The 24,563-nt window shown below is 55.4% G+C and carries 21 protein-coding genes; 13 read left to right on the top strand and 8 right to left on the bottom strand.

All coding sequences use genetic code 11. The features are described 5' to 3' along the window. Positions 1–9: 9 nt before the first annotated feature. From HU739_RS04440 to rfaH, 6 genes are all read right to left on the bottom strand, one after another. Positions 10–1,350 carry a UDP-glucose dehydrogenase family protein gene (locus HU739_RS04440; protein WP_186548192.1) on the bottom strand — a complete coding sequence of 447 codons (1,341 nt, stop codon included), beginning with the start codon at positions 1,348–1,350 and terminating at the stop codon, positions 10–12. A 68-nt stretch (positions 1,351–1,418) separates the two neighbouring features. Next, on the bottom strand, positions 1,419–2,810 hold the full coding sequence (locus HU739_RS04435) for an undecaprenyl-phosphate glucose phosphotransferase (protein WP_225922808.1): 1,392 nt from the start codon (positions 2,808–2,810) through the stop codon (positions 1,419–1,421). Between the two features lie 147 nt (positions 2,811–2,957). Further along, positions 2,958–5,279: a GumC family protein gene (locus HU739_RS04430; protein WP_186548193.1), complete on the bottom strand. Its 2,322-nt coding sequence runs from the start codon at positions 5,277–5,279 to the stop codon at positions 2,958–2,960. Positions 5,280–5,281: 2 nt separating this feature from the next. After that, complete coding sequence (locus HU739_RS04425; RefSeq protein ID WP_186548195.1) at positions 5,282–5,815, bottom strand: polysaccharide biosynthesis/export family protein; 534 nt, start codon at positions 5,813–5,815, stop codon at positions 5,282–5,284. 12 nt (positions 5,816–5,827) lie between these two features. Then, positions 5,828–6,988 (bottom strand): outer membrane beta-barrel protein, encoded by a 1,161-nt coding sequence (locus HU739_RS04420; protein WP_186548197.1) that lies wholly within the window; start codon positions 6,986–6,988, stop codon positions 5,828–5,830. A 36-nt stretch (positions 6,989–7,024) separates the two neighbouring features. Continuing rightward, entirely contained in the window at positions 7,025–7,558 is a 534-nt protein-coding gene (gene rfaH, locus HU739_RS04415) for a transcription/translation regulatory transformer protein RfaH (RefSeq protein WP_186548199.1), read from the bottom strand. 879 nt (positions 7,559–8,437) lie between these two features. On the opposite strand from rfaH, the gene HU739_RS04410 reads away from it, so the two are divergent. The 4 genes from HU739_RS04410 to HU739_RS04395 all read left to right on the top strand — a co-directional run bounded on the left by HU739_RS04410 (position 8,438) and on the right by HU739_RS04395 (position 13,379). Then, on the top strand, positions 8,438–9,454 hold the full coding sequence (locus tag HU739_RS04410) for a LecA/PA-IL family lectin (RefSeq protein WP_186548201.1): 1,017 nt from the start codon (positions 8,438–8,440) through the stop codon (positions 9,452–9,454). A gap of 55 nt (positions 9,455–9,509) precedes the next feature. Continuing rightward, positions 9,510–11,366, top strand: a complete 1,857-nt coding sequence (locus HU739_RS04405; protein WP_186548203.1) for a hypothetical protein — start codon at positions 9,510–9,512, stop codon at positions 11,364–11,366. A gap of 281 nt (positions 11,367–11,647) precedes the next feature. Then, positions 11,648–11,953, top strand: a complete 306-nt coding sequence (locus HU739_RS26675; protein WP_225922807.1) for a hypothetical protein — start codon at positions 11,648–11,650, stop codon at positions 11,951–11,953. 694 nt (positions 11,954–12,647) lie between these two features. Next, positions 12,648–13,379, top strand: coding sequence for a hypothetical protein (locus HU739_RS04395; RefSeq protein WP_186548205.1), 732 nt, complete (start codon positions 12,648–12,650; stop codon positions 13,377–13,379). Between the two features lie 93 nt (positions 13,380–13,472). Here HU739_RS04395 and HU739_RS04390 read toward each other — a convergent pair whose 3' ends face one another. Continuing rightward, on the bottom strand, positions 13,473–14,114 hold the full coding sequence (locus HU739_RS04390) for a dTMP kinase (RefSeq protein WP_186548207.1): 642 nt from the start codon (positions 14,112–14,114) through the stop codon (positions 13,473–13,475). A gap of 102 nt (positions 14,115–14,216) precedes the next feature. Here HU739_RS04390 and HU739_RS04385 point away from each other — a divergent pair, with 102 nt between their 5' ends. The 7 genes from HU739_RS04385 (at position 14,217) to HU739_RS04355 (ending at position 20,679) form a co-directional block, all read left to right on the top strand. Next, positions 14,217–15,278: an SDR family oxidoreductase gene (locus HU739_RS04385; RefSeq protein ID WP_186548209.1), complete on the top strand. Its 1,062-nt coding sequence runs from the start codon at positions 14,217–14,219 to the stop codon at positions 15,276–15,278. Between the two features lie 461 nt (positions 15,279–15,739). After that, positions 15,740–16,255 (top strand): HvfX family Cu-binding RiPP maturation protein, encoded by a 516-nt coding sequence (locus tag HU739_RS04380; protein ID WP_186548211.1) that lies wholly within the window; start codon positions 15,740–15,742, stop codon positions 16,253–16,255. A 40-nt stretch (positions 16,256–16,295) separates the two neighbouring features. Then, positions 16,296–17,180, top strand: a complete 885-nt coding sequence (locus HU739_RS04375; protein ID WP_186548410.1) for an HvfB family MNIO-type RiPP peptide maturase — start codon at positions 16,296–16,298, stop codon at positions 17,178–17,180. Then, on the top strand, positions 17,173–17,964 hold the full coding sequence (locus HU739_RS04370) for an HvfC family RiPP maturation protein (RefSeq protein WP_186548213.1): 792 nt from the start codon (positions 17,173–17,175) through the stop codon (positions 17,962–17,964). The genes HU739_RS04375 and HU739_RS04370 overlap by 8 nt, the downstream gene beginning before the upstream one ends. Before the next feature lie 317 nt (positions 17,965–18,281). Beyond that, on the top strand, positions 18,282–18,749 hold the full coding sequence (locus tag HU739_RS04365) for an HvfA family oxazolone/thioamide-modified RiPP metallophore (RefSeq protein WP_186548215.1): 468 nt from the start codon (positions 18,282–18,284) through the stop codon (positions 18,747–18,749). Between the two features lie 291 nt (positions 18,750–19,040). Further along, a complete protein-coding gene (locus HU739_RS04360) occupies positions 19,041–19,697 on the top strand; it encodes a DsbA family oxidoreductase (RefSeq protein WP_186548217.1) in 657 nt (218 codons plus the stop codon). A 178-nt stretch (positions 19,698–19,875) separates the two neighbouring features. Beyond that, entirely contained in the window at positions 19,876–20,679 is an 804-nt protein-coding gene (locus HU739_RS04355; protein ID WP_186548219.1) for a DUF1206 domain-containing protein, read from the top strand. Between the two features lie 42 nt (positions 20,680–20,721). Here HU739_RS04355 and HU739_RS04350 read toward each other — a convergent pair whose 3' ends face one another. After that, positions 20,722–22,014: an Nramp family divalent metal transporter gene (locus tag HU739_RS04350; protein WP_407681954.1), complete on the bottom strand. Its 1,293-nt coding sequence runs from the start codon at positions 22,012–22,014 to the stop codon at positions 20,722–20,724. A 278-nt stretch (positions 22,015–22,292) separates the two neighbouring features. Between HU739_RS04350 and HU739_RS04345 the strand changes: the two genes are divergently transcribed. Continuing rightward, positions 22,293–23,426, top strand: coding sequence for a lactonase family protein (locus HU739_RS04345; protein WP_186548223.1), 1,134 nt, complete (start codon positions 22,293–22,295; stop codon positions 23,424–23,426). Between the two features lie 176 nt (positions 23,427–23,602). Next, on the top strand, positions 23,603–24,379 hold the full coding sequence (locus HU739_RS04340; RefSeq protein ID WP_186548225.1) for an alpha/beta fold hydrolase: 777 nt from the start codon (positions 23,603–23,605) through the stop codon (positions 24,377–24,379). Positions 24,380–24,563 lie beyond the last annotated feature (184 nt).

Genomic DNA, 24,563 nt, shown 5'->3' with positions numbered 1-24,563 from the left:
CGGCTCCCGTCAGATCACTGCGGGGGTCTGGCGACCCACGGAGACGTAGGTGAAGCCGCGTTTGCTCAAGCGTTGCGGATCGAACAGATTGCGTCCGTCGAAAATCAGCGGTTGCTTGAGTCGCGCGCTGAGCACATCAAAGTCCGGCGCACGAAATGCTTGCCACTCGGTGACGATGATCAGCGCGTCGGCATTTTTCAGCGCCGCTTCCTTGGTGCCCGTGAGGGTCAAGTCATCGCGCGCGCCATAAATGCGCTGCGCCTCGTCCATGGCTTTGGGGTCGAACGCCTGGACGTTGGCCCCGGCGCGCCACAAGGCTTCCATCAACACGCGGCTGGGTGCTTCGCGCATGTCGTCGGTGTTGGGCTTGAAGCTCAAGCCCCAGAGGGCGAAAGTCTTGCCGCTCAGGTGGCCGTCGAAGTGATTGAAAATCTTGCTGTAGAGGCTGGTTTTCTGTTCCTGATTGCGCGCCTCCACGGCCTTGAGCACCCGGGCATCAAAGTCGACGCTGGTCGCGGCGTGGATCAGCGCCTTGACGTCCTTGGGAAAACACGAGCCGCCGTAGCCCGGGCCGGGATAGATGAACTGATAACCGATGCGCGGATCGGAGCCGATGCCGTGGCGTACCTTCTCGATGTCGGCGCCAAGACTTTCGGCGAGGCAGGCCATTTCGTTCATGAAGCTGATCTTGGTTGCGAGCATGCAGTTGGCGGCGTACTTGGTCAGCTCGGCGCTGCGCACGTCCATGACGATAATTTTTTCGCGGTTGCGATTGAACGGCTCGTACAGTTCGCGCATGACGTCTTCGGCCCGCGCGCTGTCGGTGCCGATGATGATCCGGTCCGGGCGCATGCAGTCTTCGACGGCGCAGCCTTCCTTGAGAAATTCAGGATTGGAGACCACGTCGAAGCTCAGGTCGCTGCGGTCGTTGGCGGCCAGCACTTGTTCGATATGGGCGCGCACCCGATCGCCCGTGCCGACTGGCACAGTGGACTTGTCGACGATGATCTGATGACGGTCCATGTGCAGCGCGATGGTGTGCGCCACGTTCAGCACGTATTGAAGATCCGCCGAACCGTCTTCGTCAGGCGGTGTACCGACCGCGATCAACAACACATCGCCATGGTGCACGGCCTCGACCAGGTCGGTGCCAAAGCGCAGTCGGCCGCTCTGGTAATTGTCGCGCACCAGGCTTTTCAAGCCTGGCTCGTAGAGGGGCAGGGTGCCTTCCTTCAACGCCTCGACCCTGGCAGCGTCGACATCGACGCAGAGCACACTGTGCCCGACCTCCGCCAACGCGGCGCCTTGGACAAGGCCAACGTAACCAATACCGAATACGCTCACATTCATGGTCAAACCTCAGGTCGTCATGACGGTTATCAACGGTCGGGCGGGGGAGGTAGCAGTGGGGCAGGGGGTCAATAGATGTTTTTCGAGAACAGCGTGAAGGGGGTCTTGAGCAGGATTTTTATGTCGAGCCACAGCGACCACTGGTTGATGTAGTTGAGGTCCTGGGCGACCCGCAGCTGCATTTTTTCCAGCGTCTCGGTTTCGCCGCGATGCCCGGTGATCTGGGCCAGTCCGGTGATGCCCGGCTTGAGGCGATGGCGGGCCATGTAGGCGCGCACCTTGCCGGTGTAATAAAGGTTGTGGGTGACGGCATGCGGGCGCGGACCGACCAGGGCCATCTGGCCGGACAGGACATTGAACAGTTGCGGCAGTTCGTCGATGGAACTGCGCCGCAGAAAGTGGCCGATCGGCGTGAGGCGGTTGTCGTTGCGGGTCGCCTGGCGCACCTCACGGTCGTCGTGGACATGCATCGAGCGGAACTTCCACACCTTGATCACTTCGCCGTTGCAGCCGTGACGGTTTTGCTTGAACAGCACCGGCCCGGCAGAGGTGAGCTTGACGGCGGTCGCCACCAGCAACAGCAACGGGCTGAGCAGAATAATCGCCAGCGCGGCCAGGCTGCGTTCGAACAGATCCTTGCAAAACAGGCTGGCCGGATGCGAGCTGATCAGACTTTCATTGAGGTAGATGGCCGGCATTCGCTCGATTTCCGAGATCGAATGGTTGAGCAACACCATGCTGCCAAAATCCGGAATCCACACCACGTCGACATTGACGTCGAGCAGGTCGATGTAGAGCGCCTCGATGGTGGCGGCATGCGCCATGGTCAGCACGATGTAGACGCGGCGCACTTCAAGGCGCGCGATGATCTCGCGGATCGCATCCACATGGCCGAGCAGCGGCAAGATACTCGGGGCAGGGCCAGTGTCGTCGGCGGCGGCGACGAAGCCCAGCACCAGCGCGCGGTTGGGACTGGACAGCTTTTTGGCCAGCTCATGGGCGGTCGGACAGGTGCCGATGATGACCGAGCGACGCTCGTTGCAGATCCGCCGCGAGTGCAGTCGGGCGAGGTAGTGCAGGGGCAGGAAACTCGCCGCCTGGACCACGAATCCGAAGACTGCCCAGACGATGATTACCTGGCGCGAATAGACCGCGCTGGTCTGGGTGACGAAGGCAATCGTCGCCAGCACCGCCAGCAGGATCAACCAGCCGGCCAGTAGTCTGCCGAGCCCGGCCAACAGGCCATAGCGTTTGTGGTAAACGCGCATGACGCTGTAGATCGGTACTGAGCCAAGCACGGTCAGGATGATCAGGATGCGATATTCGCTGGTCAGATGGCCGACTCGCCAATAAACCAGTAGCACCAGCAGCGACGTGGCCAACGTCAGTGCGCACGACCACTGGCCCCAGAAAGTCAGGCCTCGGCGGTGCGTCATATGAGCGGTATAGAGCGGTGTCATGGGCTTGACCTCAAGGCAGCAGTAATGCGTCAGCGCTGAGCGACAGACACGAGGGTGTCTCCCGCTGGCTTTTCCGTGGCTCGGCAGAGGTGAAGCGAGTTGTGTAGTGGCAGAACGGGGTGCAGCGACAGGCGTAGTCGCCCGGTGTTACCTGGGCGCGAAATCGTAGTTATAGAACGCCCGGGAGTGGTGATGGCCGTACTTGCGCGCCTTGCGCAGGTCGACCTGGTTGAGCACGGAGCCAAAGACCGGCACATGGCTCTGTTGCAACATGGCGAGGCCACGCTGCACTTGGCTGATAGGCGTGCTGTCAGCCTTGACGACGTAAATGACCGCATCCGCATGTTTGGCCAGCAACAGGGCGTCGCTGATCATTTCTGCAGGTGGTGAGTCAATGATGATATGGCGGTAACGCGACCTCAGCGCTTCAAGCATGCGCGCCATGCGCGGTGAACTGAGCAAATCCTGCGGCGGCGGTTGCAGAGCGTTGCGCGGCTCGGCAGGTGAGGGCAGGCGTGGCGCGGCGAAGGTATCTCGCGCAGCTGGCATTACCTTGCCAGCCAGCAGCATGTCCAGATTGCCCACCGAAACAATGCAGTCTTCAAGCCGCGCGGTACCGGCAATGACATTCGCCAGGCCAGGGCTGTCAGGCGGGAAATCGAAGTTCAGCGACAGGGTTGGCTGGCGCATGTCGGCATCGATGAGCAGCACCCGTTCCAGCGGCGTCAGGGAGCTGGCGAGGTTGTTGGCAATGGTGCTTTTCCCCTCACCGGCCACTGTCGATGTGATCAGCACCACCTGCGAGGGCATATCGTTGCTCTGCAACATCAGCCAGGTGCGCAGGTTACGGATCGTCTCGGAAAAGCGCGGATGATCGTTGTCTTCGAACAGGCGCGCCAGTTGCCGACGATTTTTCTTCATGACCAACGGCACGACGCTCAGCAGCGGAATGTTCAGCGCGCTTTCGATCGATTCGTCGGTCTTGAAGGTATTGCTCAGGCTGTCGAACAGCAGCGCCAACGCTACACCGACCACCGCAGCAATCAGCGCGACGATCGCAACAATCAACGTTTTACGCGGTTTGCTGGGGTCAGCGGGAACGATGGCCGGGTCGACGATCCGCACTTTGGTCGAGTCCATGTCAGCGGTGGCCGTGGTTTCTTTCAAGCGGGTGACGAAGGTTTCGTACAGCGCGCGGGAGCTGTCGACCTCACGCTGGAACTCGCGCAACTGGAATTCCTTGCGGGCAATGTCCTGAATTTGTGCCTTGTTGCTGTTGAACGATTGACGCAGTGAGGCCTCACTGGCGGTAGCGAGCTGGTATTGCCGTTCGATGCCGGCAACCACCTGCTGCACCTGTAGCTGCAGGTTGCTGGTGGCCGTGCGCAATTCCGACTGCGCGGAAAGCAGGCTAGGGTGCTTAGGCCCGTAACGCCCCGACAGCTCATCGACCTTGGCCTGGGCCATGGCGCGATCGGCCTGGAATTTCTGCACCAAGAGGTTACTCAAGACCGCGGGTACGCTGGACAGTCGACTCAGATCGCCGTTGCTCAAAGCCTTCGCCTGCCGGTATTCGCTTTCGGCTTCGGCACGGTTGCGCCGGGCGTCGACCATGCGATTGCCGGTCATTTCCAGTTCGTTGGCGCTGATCGTGGCCACGCCGCCGACGTCGACCAGGCCTTGTTCTTCGCGGTAGCCCTGGAGCTTTTTCTCGGCCGCGCGCAGGTTGTCACGCAGCTTGACCAGCCGTGTGTTCATCCACGCCGTGGTGGTTTGCGACGACTTTTCGCTGGTGTCGAGCTGGCTGTCGGTGAAGCCGCGGGCCAGCGCATTGGCTGCTGCGGCTGCCAGTACCGGGTCTGGCAGCTCGACTTCGATTTCCAGCAACTGGCTCTTGCCGACGAACTTGACGCTGGTGTGCAGCATCAGGTTTTGCGTGACCTGGTTGAATACATCGTCTTCGGTGATGGCTTCTTTTTCCGGTAGCCAGCGCTCCAGGCCGAGGCCCGGCAACCATTTGTCCAGATCAAGATCGGCCAGCCATTCACGCGGTGCAAACCATGGCTTCGGTTGCTGGCGCGGGTCGGTGAGCGGGTGAGTGGTCAGCCCGAGTTTTTTCACCGCGCGCTCGGCAAGATCACGCGATTGCAGGAGTGCCTGTTGTGTCTGTAGGTAATCAGTGGTGTTGCTGTTCGAATCCTTGACCTGCTGAAAGGACATCAGCGGAGGTGTTTTATCGTTGAACAGCAGGGTCGTGCTGCCGATGTATTGCGGGGTGATGTTCGAGACCACAATGGCCGCCAGCAGACCGCTCACCAGGATCAGCCATCCGATGCTCCATTTGGCGCGCCAGATCACCCTCCAGAGTTTCAATAGATCAAGGGTGTCCTTGTCTTCGCTGTACGGCTGGTGCTGATGCACATGCGTTTGCAAAGGACGTTCGACGTAGGTGCCAAGGCTGTTGTCCATGATCAGAAGAACCCTTGTGCGATGGAAATGGTGTCGCCGGGGGCAATCGTGGTGCTGCGCGTCACGTCATCGGTGAGGGTCGCACTACCATCGCCACGCAAAATGGTCACGCGCTTGATCGAGGCTCGCTCGGTCAAACCGCCGCCCAAGGCAATGGCCTTCTCCAGTGTCAGGCCCGGCACAAACGGATAGCTGCCGGGTTTTTTCACTTCGCCATTGATGTAGAAGGAGCGGTACTCGATCTGGCTGAGGCTGACTTTCGGATCGACCAGATAGCCCTGTTTAAGTCCATCGACGATGATCTTTTCAACCTGCCCAGGGGTCAGCCCTTTGGCGGAGATTTCTCCGAGAAAGGGGTAGGAAAACGTGCCGGCATCGCTGAGACGGATCTTTTTCAGGCTCAATTCCGGCTCACCGAAAACGATGATGCGCAACACATCGCCGGCGGCCAGTTTGTATTGAGTGCCGGGATCGTCGGCATGGGCAGTCGATGCCACAGCCAGCGTGAACGACAAGACAAGTGCGTGTGTGTTCATGTCGAGACCCTCTTAAAGGCTGACGTTGAAGCTGATCTGAAACACGTTGCGGGTGAAACTTTCATTGTCGGCATCGGAATCGTTGTCGCGGTAGCGATAACCGAGTTCGATATCCAGCCAGCGGCGCATGGCGTAGATGAGCGCCAGGTTGTAATCCTGAAAGTCATCGGTGCGACTTTGTCCTTCGTAGACATACCGACCGAGTCCGGCTTGCGCCACGGTGGTGATTCGTTCGGTCCAACCGTGTCGCCATCCGACTTGGGTGAACGTCGACTTTACGGCCTCCGCACCATCGTCGCCTTCGGCAAGTGCCTGGCGAGCAACAAAGGTAAACGTCGAATACGTCCGCGGTTTCCATTGCAAATCGACTTGCCAGGTGGGGTTGTCGAGGTCGTTGGATTCGCTGCTGTCGAAGTTCTTTTTTTCATACCCGACGCGCACTTTGCCCGTCGTGCGTGCGGTGAAATCCCATACGGCACCGGCCAATACGGCGTCGGATTTACTGCTGCGCGGACTGTTCGCCTGCTGATAGTCGAAGTCGGTGTGGTCATATTCCAGCAAACCTCGGGTATTGCTGCCGATGCGGTGGTACCAGGTACCCGTGACGGCGGTGGTATCGCGTTCTTTATCGTCATTGATGCCATCGGCATTGTCGTAGCGCAGTTGTGCGTAATTCGCCCCGAGCTCGATTTGGTTGTCGGCACTCTTGGCGCCAAAGGTGTAAAGGCCGCCGACGCGTTTATTGTTGATTTTGTCATTGACGCCTTCGACCGCCGTCGACTCCGTGCGCTCGTACTTGCGATATTCGGCTTCGAGTTTCAAACGATGACGGTCGGTGAACTCCATGATGCTATCGGCGCGTACGCGTTGCGCTGTGTTCGAGGCATCAGACTCGTCGTGATAGATGTAGCGAGTCGGCTGCCAGATCAATCGCGTGGCGCTGTTGCGATCTTCGGCCTTGAGTTCGAAGGAGGGCGCCAGCTTGGTAATCAAGGAGGACTGTTTGCGGTCCTCGAGTTCGCGAAAGTTGTCGTCATAACTTTCCGAAAATATAAAGCTCGGCGTGAAATCGAATCCGTAAACATCAATGGCTTGCGGCTCGATACTCCAGGTCATTCCCGGGTAGAAAGAGGCCATGACCAGTGCAACAGGGCAGCGTGATTTCAAGGCCATGTCATGGCTCCTGAGAAAGGCACATGAGACAAGCGGTTATTTGTAGGATTGAAAGCTTGGTTTTTGTCGTTCAATGACGCTAAGCGGCAAACAGACCGGTTGTTCCCGGTTGAGAAACTGCAGAAGGAGCAACACGCGATCGTTACCGTGCAGCGCCTGGAATACGCCCTCCAGTGGCGAGAGTGGGCCGCTTATGATTCGCAACGGCTCGCCGGGTTCGAGGCGATCGTGCACATTCGAATCCGACTCCAGGCACCGTTCGCGCAGATGCTCGATGACGCGCTCTTCCACTGCCACGGGGCCATGATTGAATTCGACGACCCGGCTGACACCTCGCGTCGAGCGCAAGGGAGCCCAATTGTCCGTACGGCTAAGTTGGATGAACAGATAACCGGGGAACAACGATTCCATGACCCGCTGCCGTTTCCCGCGAATGACGCGCTCGGTAAACAGTTGAGGATGGAAGACCACGTAGTTTTGCTGCAGCAGGTTGAGGTGGGCGCGCTCATCCTGGCGAGGCTTGCATTGCAACAGGTACCAATTGGGTTGATCCGAGCTGATTGCTGGCATGCTGGTAAACTCTTTTAGGTTCGAAAGTTTATGCAGGCAGAAGCTCTATTCAGGGCTGTGAGAAGACAATTGGCAGGGTGTGTTTTTATTATGATGTAACGCTGAAGTGTTTCAACAATGAATCACTTGTTCAGGTCGACGTGCGGCTGAACTTTTTCGAAGACAAAGCTACCGCACTGTCTGCATGTTGCAGCATTTACGTTAGGTTGCTAAGTGGTTAGCTCGGAAACTTCGGGAAGCGAGAAAAGAGCACTCGCGCCGTGTTCAGCTAGACGTTGGTAGTTATCGGCCAGTCTTCACGGTCTGTCAAACGATCCGAGTCAAAAAACACGCCATTTGTCGAGTAGGAGCCTTACTAGCGTCTATCCTATTGTTTTTTCGTGTTTTTTATTGGCGGCCGCGTTTCTGAATTTTTCTGATCCGACTGACAAAGACCTGAACTTTACGTTTGACCTACTTCAAATTCGTTATAAGGCATGAACCGCGGCCGCCCATCAAGGCTATAACTAACCGCCAATTCGCTTGAAGGAAGCAGAGATTCTGACCAGTCATTAGAACTGGCGCCGCAGGACTTATCGGGTGTGCACGGTTAAACACTTATCTCTTTGCAAGGCGATAAATCCATGCATCGATGACTGTTACTTTGGTGCTACTTGCGCAGCTTAAGTAACTAATGAGCTATAGGATCTTCATTGTTCAATTCTCGCGGATGGAGGCTCTGAATGGGATTTCTGACAATAATTAACAATCTGCCTGATCTGGCGATAGTGCATCTATAGTTTATCCGCGACCTGCAAAAATGAACTAAGTCTTCAGACAAGGAAAGGAGTTTCACAATGCATCGAGTTTCAAACGTTCTTGAGATCTTGGGAGGAAGTTATGCCTAAATCCGATACTTGGTCCGGGGCGGTAGACGGGAAGCTGGAGAATGGCCAGAAAACGGGCTTCATGGTCCAGAAGGGAGACACCCTTACGATCATCGCGTCAGGGTGGGTGGAACGCGGCCCCGGCAGGGCTTTTGGCCCTCAGGGGGATGAAAGCCTGGTGGGTTCATACAAGCCCGAGGGCCTGACGTGCCCAGAAGGTCTTGTCGGTGCGCTTTTGATGAAAATAGGGGCTGACTATCTCACTCCGATCAATACAGGAGTATTCCGTTGGACGGTGCCGGTCGACGGGGAGCTCACCTTCCTGATCAATGACGTAGCCGGCGACTATGACAATAACGCCGGCTCATTCAACGTAAGTGTTGAGAAGAAAGCAGCCGTTAACCCGTCGGCCGCGGATGTACTTAAATACGGCGACAAGGTTCGCCTGCTCAACGGTTATGCCGATTGGAATGGTGGTTACCTGGTTGTCCATGACCGTTCCAGAGAAGTTGGAGCCAAGCATGGCGTGGTGACCGCTGACACTCCGGAGCTGGCCGGGCCCATCGATACATGGTTGATCCGCTCAGCCACTGGCAAGGCAGATGGCTCGAGAGTCCGCAGTGGCGACGTCATCAGGCTCTTCAACCTGTATGGAGACAATCCTGCCTACAACGATACAAACGGAGCCGGCTATCTCGATACGAATGGTCACGCCACGACACCAGAGCTCTACAACGTTTCGAGTGCGGACATGGCAAGCCGCGGTTTTGACAAAACCGGCCACAAGACGCTGGATTGGGTAGTGCTCTTCGGCGCTGTCGGTACGCAGATCAATATCGGAGATCCGATTAACCTGCGAAACGAATACAACAATTCTCAGGGCGGGTACTTGGACACTTGTGGTCATTTCGATGGACGGAAGTTCAAAGGCTACAGTGTTTATACAAACCCATCTCCGAACAGGGCAGGTGTCGGCACGGGTAGCTGGAAATTCCTCAGGGCCAGAACATCTGGACCAACCGCTCGCTAGACAATGGACTGGCACGACCGAACTGAAGTAGGTCTTACTTTAAAGGAGTGAATAAGTGGATATTGAAAACAAAAAGGTTGACCTGGTTTTTTTAATCGACTCCAGTGACTCAATGAAAGATGAGGCGGCCGCGCTCAGTGAAAAACTCAATGCTGCGATCGAGGAAGCGAATAAAGCTTGTCCTTCGGATCTCCGTGTTGAGTTTCTCGGCATTGAAGGTACGTTTGCCAATTCGAAGTTTGATAAAACCGTACGCAACTACCTTACCGAAACACTCGGGGTAGATGACGGCCTGATCAAAAGTCGAAAATACGCGGCGATTGGAAATCCCGCGCAGGAAGACGTGGCACCTGCGGCCGAAGACATTATTAAGTCATATGACTGGCGCGCTGGAGCGGAAAAGAATCTGTTCGTATTGGGCGATGAAAGTCTGTACGGCGGAGAGATGGTCCTCAATGAAGAGCGTATCAAAGCCTGTGATGACGCCATCAGTGCTGCGTTGGATCACGCGGTTAAGGTTCACACTTATTTAGGAACCCCGCATCAAACTCTGCCTTATCCTACACCCGCCGATGAAAGAGCCATGATCAAGGAATACAAGCGATTGGCCTTGCGTACGGGCGGCGAACACTACATTTACACTAAGGGTATCGCTGATTTTATCCAGGTATTGAAAGATACTATTTGCGCCAGCAAAGTACCGCATGAAGATAGCGTGGACGAGAAGAAAGAAGAAGCCGATAAGCTGGAGGGTAAGGAAACCCCGGATAAGCCAGACAATACTGGACCTGGGAGCAGTGGTCTCTGTGGGCAGGCTGCCGATATTGTTCGGGCGGTAAATACACTTGCGGATGTACTCAAAGGCTTGGTCGAGTCTTGCGGACCACAACGCGCAGGGAACTGCACTTGCCATGAAAAGCCGCTAGCTAAACCTCAACAAACGGGTTGCAAGTGTGAGGGAGAACCAGCCGCAAAAAAGCCTGAACCGGCGCCCCAGTCAGACTCGTTGACTCAAAAGCCGCCGGTTAGCCCTCCACCAGCACCTGCTTCCCAAGATGAGTCCACGCAAAAACAACCCGACCAACCCATTTCCCCTCCGGTAGTACCAGCGCCCCCTCAATACACTGAAATCGACGAACTCCTCGCGATTGCTATCAATGAAAATAGTCAGGATGGCTCGGATATATACAGTCACGACCCACAAACCGGCAAAATCCTGAAGAAAGTCGTTGATAACAATCGCAATATCGGGCAAAGCAACGCACTTACAACTGACGGTTACTCCTATTATTTCTGGTCAAATCAGCGAAAAGCCTATCGGGAAAAAGATGGCAAGAGGGAGGAAATTCCCGGTCTGTCAGGTAAAAAAATTGATGGCATGGCATTCCGTAAAGACAACACTGGCTTTATGTTTACCGACTCTGCCAATCAGGTTTATTACTATCAGCATGACCCTGCAACATTGAATATGAAAAGGAGCGATAGTCACCGCCTGCAGGTCACACCTGGACCGGGAGAGAGCGTCGTGGCATTTGGGCGTGCCGACAGCCAGAAAGTCACCGACATGGCTTTCGACTCAGCCAATCGCGCCTATTTTATCGGCCTTCAGGGGCGTTTATGGGTTGTGGAGGACACGTCGTCAACCACTTCATGGCTAACGCGCTACTTGTTCCAGTTTGAACAGTTAGAGTCTGGCGCCGAAACTCAGTTCACCGGCATTACTTTTGACTCGCAAGGGTATGTTTATTTGTGTGGTCGGCAAATCAATGGAGGCGTGTCGCGAAGATTTATTGCCAAAGGTCGTCTAGAGGACAAAGGCAAGCTGACCCTGCTGTATAAAGGCGATCCGGGTGGTTATGCCAATATTACCACCCGCGCATTTCCTGATATTGCGGAGGAGGTGCTGAAATAAAGCAGTTATAGAAAAAAATAACTAGCCCCTAAGCACCTGTTTGGTGACGATACTTTCCATATCGTCAAACAGGTGCGGCTTTTCTGGAGTACAAGTGGCACATATAGATACGGCATCCACTAACTGATCGAAGTTATTGGTAGCCATATAACTCAATCAAAGAGCCATTTAGTTTAGTTATATTTAATTGTTATTAGGAATGGAGGAGGGCAACTCACCCAATGACCTAGGGTTAGCTCATCCTTGGCCGTCGATGTATTCACTACAAAAGACAATGCATTATGGACTATGAGCGTTTGCCAAGTCCCTGGGTTATCGAGGAAGCGCGTGCTTTTTTGAGGGCCGCACAGATCCTCGAACAAGGTGCTTCAAACGGCGATTTCCAGCGCTACTGGCCAGCCGTGATGAATTCGGCGCTTGCGTCTGAGCTGCTTCTCAAGTCATTCCTTGTTGAGGCTGACCGTCGATTTCCACGGTCTGAATATGATCCTGAAGTACATTTGCGTTTGGTCGCCGGCTTACCAGGAAACAGGCATGGTCTGATCGATCTCTACAACGCTATTCCTATTGAGCTGGCAAACCAGTGAGCTGGCAAACCAGCTGCGTGAAATGTCGGAGAGATTGGCTCCAGGCTTTCAACTGGAGAAATGGATCACGGCTAGCTCGAAGCTTTTCGTTGGCACTCGATATCCATATGAAGCCAACTCGGTTCAATCCGTTGACTTCGATGTGTTGAAGCTCGCGCCGCACCTGGATCAGTGCTAGAGAAAATGACTCGTCAACCAGTCGGTCTTAAGCTTCAAATCTGACCGCCAGAGCCCCCCAGCTCCGTATATGGCGGTTCACATAATGTATATTATGTTAAATCATGTATTGCGCTACGTGCCCTGGCAGCAACACCTGTCTCGTTTGGTTTGGCATGCGCATCTGGATCATCCAGAGAAACGACCTACCTCATTACCCACCAGCGTGGTTCTTCCTCAGTGGTTGAACCGTAGTTTTTATACGCGCCCTTTTCTTTTATTCTCACAATTTCAAAGGCTTTCAAACTCAAATCGAAACCGACCAAAGACTGACACTTCTCTATAACAAACAACCTCCAATTTCAAAATATTCAATAATTAGCACTCAAAGGATTTCAGCTCCAACCTCAATAGCCAATAAGTCTAAAGACCACACTTTATTTTTTGCGGATGAAGACTAGGCTCACCATTCGCGCAGGGACATATGGATGTAATGCGCGATAGCCAATCACGAAGAAATCAACGAAAGGACTACTCCATGGAAAGCTTTGGTCTCAACGATTCGCAAACCAATTGGAACGGCGGCCAGCGTATTACGCTAAACGCGGGAGATACGGCGACGTGTACTACTTTGCGTCCTGGCCAAATTTACGGAATATTCTTATACAACTCAGCGGGCAACGATAATAATGTCGACGTCAATGTTGTATGGAGCAACAGCAAAGCGCCGGTGAAAATACTCGTCCCAGGCACGACAGCCAACGCTGGCCTGGCGTCTATGGGCTTCGTCTCTGGCAGCGACACCCAGACCATTTCCATATCTATTTCGAGCGGGAGTGGCAACGGTCAAGTCGAAGCCTGGTTGGGCAGTGTGAGCATGCCAATCAATACAAGCGGCCTTACCAATAATGTTTTGCAAGCCAATGGAGAACAATATCAGTTCAACAAATACTCCCGGTACTTCGCCGTACCACCTTCAAAATGGATGAATTTGACTATTGTAAGCAAGATTACACAGTTCATCTCTTGCCAGTTTCGCGAAGCAAATGCAACTGTGTTCGTGGTCAATGAAACTTCCAACGGCTTGCTAACTGGCCAAGTGACCAGCATCGGCCCAACTGCCTCAGAGCCTGGCGCGGTTACTATCATCCCGACACAGATACAAAGCGTCTCCAACAATCTTCAGGGTGACGGTAGCCAGTGGGTATGGATGGATGCGGATAGCGTGCAGGATTCTTCAAGTGCAAGCATTTCGCTGCAATCGCTTTAATTAGCAATAAGAATAAAGAGTCGCACAAAGTGCGGCTCTTTGATGAGAACTTATAGATTACCTGTTCACAGATGCTGCCGGCCGCCGACCCGCTCATGGGGAACTCACGCAGGGGACGCGCAGGCGGCTCATCACCCGATTAATCTCCCCAACCACCCGCCTTGTCGCCTCCTCGAGCGCTCCCTCGTTGCGGCATAAAAACCAGCCCTGTTCAGCAACGGCTTGCTCAAACGCCTGAGTACAAGCGCCATGCTCCTCCAGACCGCGAAGCACAGTACTGCTCAAGCCGCGCCGTCGTGCCCCTGCCCTCGCCCACGAAATCTCCGCCGCTGTGACCACCCCAACATGCAGGTCTGGCACCTGTACGTTGCGATCAAGGTTCAATTGGAGGATTTCTTTAAACGGGACTAACCGGCGAAACGCAGCATCGGACGGATACCAGCGGTCGATCAGGATAATGCTGTCGGTGGGTTGTTTCGTCAGCACGTGCCGGGAAATCCAGCTGCGGCTATCAGCCAGGCGTCGGCAGACTTCCAGCTCCAGATCACGGTCAGGATGTCGGACGAGCCGGTTCACCAAGTGCATTGTCTCGCCCCTGAACGGGTCGCTTTTTCTCTCGCAAAGCCGGATGACTTTCTTGTTGTCAGCCCTCAGGACTTCGGTGATGGCCTCCAACAGCGAGGTTTTGCCGACGCCTTTCGGGCCATCCAGAGCGACAAACAGCGGACGATTCATTGTTCACAGGCTTCAACGGAGAGTAGCGAACACTCTAACGGATTTTCAGGTTGAACCTCTGACGCTCAGGCGTACTCCGAAATTTAAATCCAGGAGAAACGTATGACCCAGACAGCTTTGGTCGTGGGCGCCAGCGGCATCGTCGGTAGCGCCATCACTCAATTACTGATCGACAACCAGTGGCAAGTCGCCGCGCTGTCGAGACATCCTTCACAAGCGCAAGGCGTGATCCCTGTCGCGGCCGACCTTCAGGATCTTGCTTCGCTGCAACAGGCGCTGGCAGATTTAAAACCCGCTCATGTGTTCATTACCACATGGTCGCGGCAAGCCACGGAGGCCGAGAACATTCGCGTGAATGCCGCCATGGTACGCAACGTGCTCACCGCTATTCGCCCAGCCAAGAGCGTTCAGCACGTAGCACTGGTTACCGGGTTGAAACACTACCTCGGCCCGTTCGAAGCGTATGGTAAAGGCAGCCTGCCGCAGACACCGTTCCGCGAGGAGCAGGGTCGTCTGGATGTTGAAAACTTCTATTACGCCCAGGAAGACGAACTCTTCGCCGCGGCTGAAAAGGACGGCTTCACCTGGAGCGTTCATCGCCCGCATACCGTCACCGGGATAGCCGTTGGCAACGCGATGAACATGGCAACCACCCTCGCCGTCTATGCCTCGATTTGCAAACAAACCCATCGGCCTTTTGTGTTTCCCGGATCACGGGTGCAATGGGACAGCCTCACCGATATGACGGACGCGCGGCAGTTGGCGAAACAACAACTGTGGGCAGCCACTACGCCGGCTGCCGCCAATCAGGCATTCAACGTTACTAATGGCGACGTATTTCGCTGGAAGTGGATGTGGGGCCGCATTGCCGACTACTTCGATTTGCCTGCTGCCGATTATCCCGCTTCACTCTCACCCCTTGAGAAACAGATGGCTGACGACCAAGCCATATGGACGCAAATAGTCACGGAGCACGGCCTGAAAGAACCCGATATTGGTCGCCTGATATCGCCATGGCATACCGATGCAGACCTTGGTCGGCCCATCGAAGTTGTCACGGATATGTCGAAAAGCCGCACCCTGGGCTTCACGGCATACCAAGCGAGCGATCAGGCATTTTTCGACGTGTTCGACAAATTACGACAGATGCGTTTGATTCCTTAGACCGTTCCAGAACGCTGGGCTGACGCTGCTCCCACAGAAAATCAAGGTGGGCACTTGGCGCTGTCCCTGATTGAACAGAACTTTTCCGCGCTCTCTCTCCGAACGACCTGGTGGTCCATCCGGAAACCTCGACTTGATGTTCCATAGCGCCGCGTTACAGGTTAAACCTACGCGCCTTTGCCCTCCCCTGATCTGAAATATCCAAACTCCAAGCAAAATCCAAATGCCTCAGGCCAAGTGCCTGGATAGTGCGTTCTACAAGAGTGCTCTGTATCCAAGTGTGTACCGAGGCGGACGCGTTACACAACATTGAGCTTGCAGCAGCGCAAGACACAAGCGAGATACACCAATCGGATGAACTACGGTCACGGCCAGCGCAGTGGGTCCGGTGCCTGCCACCTCTCATTGGAAGTACCTGAAGTGCTTCCACTTTCTTGACGACAAGGCGGAGAATTAAATCAATGCAAGCAAACATGTCATCAGTCTTGAATCGGCTGCACCTTAACCTCGATCGCGTTGGAGACTGGATCGCACCTTTAAGCTTGCGCATATTTCTCGCTTGGGAGTTTTTTGAAGCCGGGTGGGAAAAGTGGAACGGTGAGAACTGGTTCCCAGGCATTCAAGGTGCATTTCCTTTTCCCTTCAATCAGCTGCCGGCTACGTTTAACTGGCAGTTATCAATGTGGGCAGAACTGCTCTGTTCCATTGCTTTGCTTGTAGGTCTGGGAACCCGCCTCTCGGCACTTGTCCTCATAGTAGTAACCGTCGTGGCAACTGCCGCAGTTCACTGGCCAGCAGACTGGTCGACGTTGAGCGAACTGGCCAAGGGTTACTCCATCAGCAACAAAGGTTACGGCAACTTCAAGCTGCCCTTGATCTATCTCGTAGCACTGCTGCCGCTGCTGTTCACAGGAGCCGGCAAGTTGAGCCTGGATGCATTCATCGATCGGTGTAGCAAGCGTTTGAATGCACGCTGAGGACCGTGGATTCCAAACATCGAATCGGAGAATGAAACTCATGCAAACGAACATTTCATCATCAGTGCATTTAGATCCACAGCCCCCATTTGAGGCAACCGTTGGCCTCGGACTTCGCCGTGCGCTTCTCAAAACGCTTCGTGACGCTCCCGCTGGCGATTTCGACTTTCTAGAGGTTGCTCCAGAGAATTGGATCGGCATTGGCGGCGCTCATGGAGATGCCCTGAAGTTGCTAGCTGAACGCTATCTGCTGTCATGCCATGGCCTGTCGCTTTCGTTAGGTGGCAGTGCGCCCCTGGACGAGTCTTTTCTTGAGCAAGTACGCGGGTTCCTCGATCGCTTCAACGTGACGTTTTATAGCGAACACCTGAGTTACTGCAGTGACGATGGCCAGCTATACGACCTGCTGCCATTGCCTTTTACTGAGGAGGCAGTACATCACGTTGCTGCGCGCATCCGTCGTGCACAGGACATTCTCGGCCGCCGTCTTGCTGTAGAGAACGTCTCTTACTACGCCGCTGCTCATCAGGATATGGACGAACTTACGTTTACCAACGCAGTACTTCGCGAGGCCGATTGCGACCTGTTGCTCGACGTTAACAATGTATACGTCAACTCAGTGAACCATCGGTTTGATCCAACGGTTTTCCTGGCCGGCCTGGAACGAAAGCGTGTAGTCGCTATGCACGTGGCGGGCCATTATGACCAAGCCGATGACCTGATAATTGATACCCACGGCGCCTCGGTCAAACCGGTCGTCTGGTCATTACTGGGGCAGGCTTATGGCCTCTTTGGTGTGAAACCAACGCTGCTGGAGCGCGATTTCAACTTTCCGCACTACGACGAACTTGTGGGTGAGCTCAATATCATCAAGCGGTTGCAGCGCGACGCGGATGCTTTGGTGAAGGTGACGGTCGATGGCTGACTTCACTTCAAGTTTGCACAGTCAGCAACTTGAGCTGACCCGTTACCTGCGTGATCCGGACAGTTATCCGCCACCTGCGCAGATGAATCCCGCAAGAGCGCAGGTTTATCTCGATTTGGTGTTGAATAATCTACTGGGGTTACTGGGTGGAACGTTTCCGGTACTGGTTGCCGTGCTCGGTGATGCCGGTTGGCGTGCACTGGTGCGACGTTTTTTGCGTGACTACCGCGCGCAAACGCCACGTTTCGGAGAAGTCGCACGTGAGTTTGTTGACTTCGTAGCAAGCTTGGAGGACTCGCCGGGTCACGAACATCCCTGGTACGCGTTCCTGCCTGAATTGGCCCATTACGAGTGGGTGGAGATGGCGCTGCAACAGTTGGACGCTGCGCCGTTAAACACCCGCGATGCGGCGCAGCTACTCGACCGCCCTCTTCGGCTTTCCCCGCTCGTCTGGCCGCTGGCTTACATCTGGGCCGTGCATCGTCTCGGGCCAGGAAACCTGCCTTCTGAAGCGCCGGAACAACCAACTTTACTGTTGATCAGCCGTGTGCCGAGTGGCCAGGTGCAGTTCTCGCAGGTCAGCCCGCTGGCATGGCGTTTGTTGCAGCGGATCGAGCAGTTCCCGGATATGGACGGCCGCGCGCAGTTGCATGCTTTGGCTGCAGAGGCTGGTGCTTCAGATGTGACGAGCTTCGTTGCCGACGCACTGGTTCTGCTGCGCCAGCTTCATGAGCAAGCTGCAGTCGGCGTAGCGGCGGCACCTGTTTTCAGGCTGTTGTCCTGACTGACCATTAACGGCTCAGTGGGCGGCTGTGTGCGTCCAGCAGGAAATGCAATCGCACTTTTTGTATCGCTGTGTACCCGTGCGCGGACTCTTGGGATTGGCTTACAAATCGCTCCCTTGCTTGATACAGCGCGGATACATAGCTCCGGCTTAATAGGTCTTACCCGATAAGGTCGCCCTGTCGAGGTGGAAAACGCTTGCGCGTATAAGCCATGTAATTCCAGGCTTTCCCCACTTCGCCTGGAGCTTCCTTAAGGGTTTATTCGCCCTGTGGCATGAACTGCGGCTTGGCCGCACAAAGCATCTGGAGAATCACCATGTACCGTAAACCATTATCGAACAAAACCACTTTTGGCTTGGCCGCTATTGCTTTAGCTGGCGGCATGAGCCTGGCATCGTCTGCGGCTTTTGCTGTTGAGGCATTGCCCCAAGGCTATGAACTGGCATCGGCAGATAAAGTCGGCGAAGGCAAGTGTGGCGAAGGCAAATGCGGTTCTAGCCAAGCCAGCGACAAGTCCGCTACTGCCGAAGGCAAGTGCGGTGAAGGCAAGTGTGGTGACGACTCTTTCGCTCGCACAGACACCGACCATGACGGCCTCGTCTCTCTTAAAGAACTCCTGGCTGTGGCACCTCAAGGCGGTGAAGAATTTCAATCGATGGACACCAATCACGATGGTTTTCTTACAGAGGGTGAGGTCTACAAGTTCAGGACCAACCAGTACACCTCCAACGGCAAGAAGGTACCTACCGAGCTTTTCACCCGCATGAGCAAAGCGCAGAACTGATTCCTGCTCCCGCAATATTCGCCCTCCCTGCGGCTGTAGCCAGGGAGAGCGATTTACCTTCTGAAAAGTACCCTTGGCCTGCATCCGACTTTGTCCGGAATCTAATCACGCCAGATATTTATTAGTTACACGGCGCCATAAGTGATGTTCTGCAACCCGCATTTATTCATTGAACGCAACCTTCTAAAGTCCACCCCACTGCTCGCCTCATCCTATCGATGGGTCGCCAAAAGGAGACTTTCCCATGCCATTCATCAGCAAGTACCGTAAACAAATGACGGAGTCCAAAAAATGACTGTTCCCGTCAGTATCGATTTTGTGTCGGATGTGGTGTGTCCCTGGTGCGCACTCGGCGCCACAGCGCTGGAGCAAGCCATCGCCAATCTTGCCGGCGAGGTTGCCGTGGAGCTGACCTTCAAGCCTTTCGAACTGAACCCGGACATGCCGGCCGAGGGCGAACACGCCATCAAGCACATGATGCGCAAATACGCTCGCAGCGCCGAAGAGGTCGCCTCCCGCAATGAAATGATCGTCGCGCGCGGCAAAGCCATCGGTTTTCAGTTCGACCTGGAAAAGCGCAGCCATTTCTACAACACCTTCGATGCCCATCGCCTTCTGCTCTGGGCCGTGCAAGAAGGCCACCAGGTCACGCTGAACAAAATTCTGCTCAAAGCTTATTTCACCAACGGCGAAAACCCCAGCAACCACGAAACACTGGTACGCCTGGCCGGTGAAGCAGGACTTTCAACCACCCGCGCCCGGGAAATTTTGGCCAGCGAGGCGTTCGCTATCGAGGTACGTGAACTTGAGAGTTTTTACCTCCAACGCGGGATTAACTCGGTCCCGGCCATGGTGCTGAACGGACGTCAGTTGATGTCAGGATCGTTATCAGTCAAGGAATACGAACAAGTCCTCAGGCAAGTGGCACGCGAGTCCGCCACAGCCTGACAAAGCGACTTGTTTGCAAGTGAATGAGTGCCAAGAGCTTTGGCTTTGCCATCCAGGACGACGTTAACCTCACTTTCAGGGCGTATCAAAGCAAGCCTCAAACGGTGCAGGGCAACCTTTTTCGAACCCCTGCGCAACCCATAGGTCTGCTGCGGAACGATCTCTGGGAATAACCGCCATGTCCACCCGACACACTCTGGTCTTACTTGCTCGAGGCGGATATGCCGCGCGAGGTGTTCTGTATCTAATCATCGGCATCTTCGCGCTGCTAGCAGCGCACGATTCCACCAAACCGAAAGACAGCCACAAAAGTCTTGAGGCATTGCTGAGCCAGCCGTTCGGCTATGTGCTTGTGGGTCTGGTGGTCGCCGGGCTTCTTGCCTTCGCCGCCTGGCGTGCGTTACAAGCTATTCGCGACATCGATCACCACGGCAACGAACTAAAGGGTCTGGTCATTCGTGCTGGTTTGCTGGCTGGTGGTCTGGTCAATGCGGCACTGGCCTTCTTTGCCTTGAGCCTGCTGGTGAGTGGCGTCAGAAATTCCGGCGGTTCCGGGGATGGCAAGACCAAGGATCTATTGGCGCAGCTGTTGTCGTTCGAGCACTCGAACATGCTGATTTACCTGATCGCGCTGATACCGCTGGGCGTCGGAATCGCGCACATTATTAAAGGCTGGAAGGCTTCGTTCGAGAAGTATTTCGAGGCGGATGATGAAGTGATGCGCTATGTGCGCCCAGTGTCGCGGTTTGGGCTGATCGCCCGCGGCGTGGTGTTTATCGAGATTGCCCTGCTGATGGCCGTCAGTGGCTCGATATACCAAGCGACCAATCCCCCCGGCATGAAGGAGGCGCTTGATGCACTGCAGAATCTGCCGGCAGGCGGTGTGCTGCTGATACTAATGGCGTTGGGCTTGATCGCGTTCTCGGTTTACAGTTTTTCCGAAGCCGCCTGGCGCAGGATCAACATGGATGTGCCGTTGTAAGCGGCGCCATTCGAGGGGGCGTACCCCCTCGACATCCAGTTATCAGGTAAACAGATCAACACCTAGCTGGAAGGCGACCCAAAGCGCCAGTCCGGTGGCAAACAGCAGCGCGATGTTTTCAAACAGGTTGTTGCGATATTGCTTGTCCAGCAGCGACTTCTGGTTGGACATGATCAGCAAGCCCAGGGAAATCACCGGCAAGCCAATGATGTTCAACGCGCTGACACCAATGGTAAGCGTTACGAAATCCGGCATGCCCGGCAGCGACCAGATCAGCGGTGTGACGAGGATGAACAGCATGAACCACTTGTGCATCGGGTCGTGATGGAACTCTTTGCCGTACTTCTCGCGACGCTCAGGGCGCACATGCTGGAAGGCATCGGTGATCAGCATCGGGAACGCCGTCGTCTTGCCTGAAATGCTGGCAAACAACGTCGCGAACACACCGATGAAAAACACGTACCAGCCGATCGGGCCGAAGAAGATCTCCAGTGCCTTGCCCAAGTCGCCCAGGGTTTTCACCTCGATACCGTTGGGCCGCAGGATTTCCGCACCAACGATCCAGATGGCCAGGTTGATGATGATCCCGACGAATACGGCAAACAGCAAATCGTTGCGCTGAATGCGCTTGTGCTGCGGTCCGATCCAGCCTTTTTGGCGCATGACATAGGGGTGAACGAAGTTTGCGATAGAGCCTGCAACCGCACCGATCACCGAGACGGCCACCAGCAATGCGCCATGCACGCCTTCGTCAGGCGGAATGCTGAAACCGATGGTGCCTTTGATGATGCCGGTGACATCCGGGCCCGACATCACCGCCAGGGCGATGAACGCCAAGGTCATGATCGCCAGCAGCAGCTTCATCACGCCTTCGATCATTGTGTAGATGTTGCGACCCACCAACATCCAGACCGCCAGCACCACGGCCAGCGAGCACAGCAATGGCTGATCGATCTTGAACAGCATCGCCAGCGACTCCCCTGCTCCTTTGATCATGTAGGCATTCATCAGATGCCCCATCAACAAGGCATAAACGAGCATGAACCAGGCAAACACCGGGTTGAGCTGGGCGTAGCCCTGGAGAATGGTCATGCCCTGGTTATTGCACAGCTGGAAGCGGGCAATGATGTTGACGATCAGATACCGCAACAACAACGAAACCGCCAGCACCCACATCATGGCGTAGCCGTAATTCGCACCGGCCACGGAGGACGTGATCAGATCCCCGGCACCGAGCCACGACAGCACGGCGATAATGCCGGGGCCCAACAGTTTAAGCATGCGCATGAAACGGTTTTGCGGTTTCGCAGCGGCCTGATGATCGAGTGAAGGCATGCTCGTCATAGGGGTATCTCCGTTATTGTTTTTGTGAGAACGATTGCAGCTCGGCACATTAGGTACGATGTCGTACAACAACGCTAATGGGAGAGTATGTAAAAATGTTTCAAGCGTCTCTGGTCGTCGCCCTCCCCGATCATTTATTCCAGACCAACCCAGTCACCTTATCGTTATCGCTCGAACGCAACGGCGCGGACAGCCGACAAAATAAGCGTTGAGACATCCGTTAATCACTCATAGGATGACTGATCACAAAAACAACAAGGCTGAACTTCATGAGAAAAATCGCCGTTATCGCCGCTGCTGTCGCCTCAGGTCTGTGCCTGTCTGCCAATGCGGCTACCTATGCTTACGTCTCAAGTCCTGGCGATGGTCTGATCTCGCAATACCGCCTCGATCAGGACAACGGCGCACTTACTCTCGTGGAACAGATTCAGGCTGGTGACCAGGTCAATCCCATGGCCATCACCCCTGACGGCAAGGTGCTGTTTGCAGCCTTGCGCGTCAAACCCTTCCAGGTTCTGGGCTACCGGATCGATTCGAAGACCGGTCACCTGACGCCATTTACCCAGGCGCCTCTGGCAGAGAGCATGGCCTATCTGTCTACCGACCGAAAGGGACGCTATCTGCTCGCTGCGTCCTACGGCGCCGATCTCGTCAGCGTTCAGAAGATCGCTAAAGATTATCAACCTTCCGCCAATGTCCTCCGCTACAAGACCGGCCTGCATGCGCATTCGATCCGTACCGAGCCGAGCAATCGCTTCGCCTACGCCGGTAATCTTGGGACAGACAAGGTTCTGCAATATCGCCTGGATGCGCAGACTGGTGAACTCAGCCCGATTGGCAGCGGCTACGTCAGTGTTCCAGACAAAACCGGGCCTCGGCATCTGGCGTTCTCGCCGAACGGAAAATTCCTCTACGTGGTCGGCGAAATGAGCGGCACCGTGACCGCGTTTTCAATCGACCACACTACCGGCGCGTTGACGCAGATTGCCGATGCCAACGGCATTCCCGCGCGCTTGAAACTGGCCCACGGCGAAGTTCGTGATGCGCGCAACAACGATTTGAAAGACGACCCTACTCCACGCATCTGGGCCGCTGACCTGCGCATCTCGCAGGATGGAAAACTGCTGTTGATGAGCGAGCGCACCAGTAGCAGCGTCTCTGCATTTGCCGTTGACCCGTCTACGGGAGGACTTGAGTTTCTCGACAACTACCCAGTACAGGAACAGCAACCGCGCAATATCGCCTTTTCCCCCGACGGCCGCTGGTTGCTGGTGACCGGGGAAAAAAGCGCCAAAGTCGGCACTTACGCCGTGAGTAAAGACGGCGCCCTGACGCGTGTCGGTGAAGCGGCATCCGGCAAAGGCGCGTTATGGATAGAGATACTGCAAACGCCTGATGCCTGACTATTTGCGCAGCCGCCACTGCTCTGTGCGCCGCACTTGTATCACGGTGTAGCGTTGGCCGGCGCAGATACACTCGCATGCGAAGTTCAGCCGCGCGAACACATATCTGACACATTTAGCGCGCTAAATACCACTGTCGCTTCCATTCCTCCTTTACTCACCGACAGGCCATCACCATGAACAAAGTATTCGCAACCCTCGCCCTCACCGCCGCCATGTTCAGTGCCAGCGCCGCGTTCGCCGCGCAGGACAAACCCACTGTGGTGCTGGTACACGGTGCCTTCGCCGATTCGAGCAGTTGGAACGGCGTGGTCAAGATCCTGGAGAAGGATGGCTATCCGGTGATTGCCGCCGCCAACCCGCTGCGCTCGGTCAAAAGTGACGCGCAGTCGGTGGCGGATGTGCTGGCCAGCGTGAAAACCCCGGTGGTGCTGGTCGGTCATTCCTACGGTGGCCCGGTGATCAGCGCCGCCGCTTATGGCAATGCCAACGTGAAAGCACTGGTGTACGTCGCCGCTTTTGCGCCAGCAGCCGGTGAAACGGCGGCTGAACTGTCCGGGCGTTTCCCCGGCGGCACCCTCGGCCCGACCCTCGCGGCCCCGGTTGCTTTGGCCGACGGCGGCAAGGACTTGTACATCCAGCAGGACAAATTCCATGCTCAATTCGCTGCCGACGTTTCCCCGGCTGATGCGAAGTTGATGGCCGCGACTCAACGCCCGGTGACCGTCGCTGCGCTCAATGAAGCCGCGACCGAACCCGCGTGGAAAACCGTGCCGTCGTACTTCGTCTACGGCGATCAGGACAAGAACATCCCGGCACAAGCCCTGGCGTTCATGGCCGAGCGGGCTCACGCGAAGAAGACCGTGGTGGTCAAAGGCGCGTCGCACGTGGTGATGGTGTCCAACCCGAACGTCGTCGCCAACCTGATCGAAACGGCTGCGACGGCGCAATGACCGATGGATGGGAGCGAGCCTGCTCCCTTCCTTGAATTCAACAGAGAGATCATTTCACCGACTGAAACAATGGATTGCGATTTCTGGCCATTCCCTCCAAACCGACTGAAGGTCAACATGAGCTCCACTTTGGGTTTCCAGCCCTTGGCAGCTCACCGGCCCGTTGCACACGAGGAGAATCGGA

Source organism: Pseudomonas hamedanensis, from assembly GCF_014268595.2.
GTDB classification, from domain to species: Bacteria; Pseudomonadota; Gammaproteobacteria; order Pseudomonadales; family Pseudomonadaceae; genus Aquipseudomonas; species Aquipseudomonas hamedanensis.
Note: the sequence above shows the minus strand (reverse complement) of the source record. Positions and strands in the feature narration are given on the sequence as shown.

Coding starts and splice junctions, on each gene's coding strand:
- HU739_RS04365 (WP_186548215.1), top strand. CDS start 18,282: ATGTACCGTAAACCATTATCGAACAAAACCACTTTTGGCTTGGCCGCT.
- HU739_RS04350 (WP_407681954.1), bottom strand. CDS start 22,014: ATGCCTTCACTCGATCATCAGGCCGCTGCGAAACCGCAAAACCGTTTC.
- HU739_RS04410 (WP_186548201.1), top strand. CDS start 8,438: ATGCCTAAATCCGATACTTGGTCCGGGGCGGTAGACGGGAAGCTGGAG.
- HU739_RS26675 (WP_225922807.1), top strand. CDS start 11,648: ATGGACTATGAGCGTTTGCCAAGTCCCTGGGTTATCGAGGAAGCGCGT.
- HU739_RS04370 (WP_186548213.1), top strand. CDS start 17,173: ATGGCTGACTTCACTTCAAGTTTGCACAGTCAGCAACTTGAGCTGACC.
- HU739_RS04345 (WP_186548223.1), top strand. CDS start 22,293: ATGAGAAAAATCGCCGTTATCGCCGCTGCTGTCGCCTCAGGTCTGTGC.
- rfaH (WP_186548199.1), bottom strand. CDS start 7,558: ATGCCAGCAATCAGCTCGGATCAACCCAATTGGTACCTGTTGCAATGC.
- HU739_RS04435 (WP_225922808.1), bottom strand. CDS start 2,810: ATGACACCGCTCTATACCGCTCATATGACGCACCGCCGAGGCCTGACT.
- HU739_RS04440 (WP_186548192.1), bottom strand. CDS start 1,350: ATGAATGTGAGCGTATTCGGTATTGGTTACGTTGGCCTTGTCCAAGGC.
- HU739_RS04380 (WP_186548211.1), top strand. CDS start 15,740: ATGCAAGCAAACATGTCATCAGTCTTGAATCGGCTGCACCTTAACCTC.
- HU739_RS04420 (WP_186548197.1), bottom strand. CDS start 6,988: ATGGCCTTGAAATCACGCTGCCCTGTTGCACTGGTCATGGCCTCTTTC.
- HU739_RS04340 (WP_186548225.1), top strand. CDS start 23,603: ATGAACAAAGTATTCGCAACCCTCGCCCTCACCGCCGCCATGTTCAGT.
- HU739_RS04355 (WP_186548219.1), top strand. CDS start 19,876: ATGTCCACCCGACACACTCTGGTCTTACTTGCTCGAGGCGGATATGCC.
- HU739_RS04425 (WP_186548195.1), bottom strand. CDS start 5,815: ATGAACACACACGCACTTGTCTTGTCGTTCACGCTGGCTGTGGCATCG.
- HU739_RS04395 (WP_186548205.1), top strand. CDS start 12,648: ATGGAAAGCTTTGGTCTCAACGATTCGCAAACCAATTGGAACGGCGGC.
- HU739_RS04385 (WP_186548209.1), top strand. CDS start 14,217: ATGACCCAGACAGCTTTGGTCGTGGGCGCCAGCGGCATCGTCGGTAGC.
- HU739_RS04430 (WP_186548193.1), bottom strand. CDS start 5,279: ATGGACAACAGCCTTGGCACCTACGTCGAACGTCCTTTGCAAACGCAT.
- HU739_RS04390 (WP_186548207.1), bottom strand. CDS start 14,114: ATGAATCGTCCGCTGTTTGTCGCTCTGGATGGCCCGAAAGGCGTCGGC.
- HU739_RS04360 (WP_186548217.1), top strand. CDS start 19,041: ATGACTGTTCCCGTCAGTATCGATTTTGTGTCGGATGTGGTGTGTCCC.
- HU739_RS04375 (WP_186548410.1), top strand. CDS start 16,296: ATGCAAACGAACATTTCATCATCAGTGCATTTAGATCCACAGCCCCCA.